This is a genomic window from Halonotius pteroides (assembly GCF_003605635.1).
Taxonomy (GTDB): Archaea; Halobacteriota; Halobacteria; order Halobacteriales; family Haloferacaceae; genus Halonotius; species Halonotius pteroides.
The window spans coordinates 1-1,491 of the sequence record NZ_QMDW01000064.1 but is presented as its reverse complement, the minus strand read 5'-3'; the positions used below and the strand labels follow the sequence as shown (position 1 = coordinate 1,491).

Below are 1,491 nucleotides of genomic sequence, written 5' to 3'. Positions count from 1 at the left end.
TAAACCGCTTGAATCGCGTCGAAATCCTCACCCTCGTATGGTTCAGGTGTTGCCGGGTCAATCGTGAGGTCGCCGCGTGCAAGTCGACTGATGTTGTCCTGCAAATCGTCGAGCACACGCTGTTGGTAATCCTCGAGAATCTCCTTGCGATTGCGTTCTTGCTGCCGTTCTGTCACGTCTCGGTTGACCTCAAGAACGCCCACAAGCTCGTTATCACCGTCGTATACGGGGGTTGCAGAGCGCTCACTGACAATTTCTGTTCCATCAATCTTAATCGTCTCTTGAACCTGCTGGAAATTCTTCTCAGTTCGGAGGACTTTCGTGGCAAAGTCTGTTGCGTTGCTATCTGCGTCGTGGTAAGATCCAAGGTCAGATCCAACCACCTCTGTTTCAGTTGTATTGAACAGGTCTAACGCTTGGGTATTGATGTTTTTTACTAAACCATCAGTACCGATGAAGATGGCCGGGGTGGCTAATCCATTGAGAATGCTTTTTGTAGCCTGGTCTCCATCTATATTAGCCAGATCACTTCCTTGCCCTGTTTTGGACTGAGAAGTTGGTTCCACCCCATTACTACTCGTGTGCGTTTCAGGTGCCTCTGCTTGGGGACTAGTCCCTGTACCGGCCATGCCAACGGCCATTGCCCGGAGTATGTTTTCGATCATGTGTTCTCACTCGGTTCCGCGACTACACCACAAGTTATCTTAGTAAAATAGACTCGGGCAGAGATATCTGTGTCATCTCAGCCACACACTAATATGTAAGCCCTACCCCTCAATCAGCACTTGAGACATCAGGTATAGGATAGGTCGTTGTCCTGCCCGCTAACAACCGCTCAAATAGCTTCTTTTCGACTTTTCGAATGTGTTGATGGAATGTTGCGCTCGATAAATCCAGCATCTCCGCCGTTTCACCACCAGTGACACTACGCGGGGAATCGAAATAGCCACATTGATACGCTGTTTCGATTACTTCACGCTGTCTATGTGTGAGACTTTCGAGAATATTCTTTTCTGACGAGTCGCCGAGTTCAGACGAAGACTCTGTGTCGTGCTTGGCAAGCAACTGTGCCTCCTGATACTGTGAAGAGATCAGGTTGACTGCCTGTCGTGTGTCCGTTGTGCCCGGAACCTCGATTGTTAGCCGTCCCCGGGTATCGTCCTCAGCCCACAACTTCCGCAATATAAAGCCTCTATCAGAGAGCACTGTCGTCAAGGGGTGGTCTGCTACTTGCAGTTGGACTAGCGTATTGTCCGCCCTTTCGAGTATGTTTGCAGCTTCGATTCCGTCCAGTCTGTCGGTCGCTTGGAGTACTTTCTCCTGCTGGTCACTGACGCAGTTGACAAATGCAAGTGCCGATTCATCTGGCCTGGAGACAACTCCTTCGAGTTCAAGATCACACTCAACTTCTGCAGCAAGTTCGAAGAACAGATTTGTCGGGTCTCGAATCTCGAACTCCAGTTCAACCGCTTGCTCCGACTGCAGGAGCGC

Annotated in this window: 2 protein-coding genes; both read right to left on the bottom strand. The window is 50.1% G+C overall.

The window, feature by feature from the left end; genetic code table 11:
• On the bottom strand, nt 1-665 hold a 665-nt coding region (locus DP106_RS15655), incomplete at its 3' end, for a PAS domain-containing protein (protein WP_133305191.1).
• A gap of 109 nt (nt 666-774) precedes the next feature.
• On the bottom strand, nt 775-1,491 hold a 717-nt coding region (locus DP106_RS15020; RefSeq protein WP_205738963.1), incomplete at its 5' end, for a bacterio-opsin activator domain-containing protein.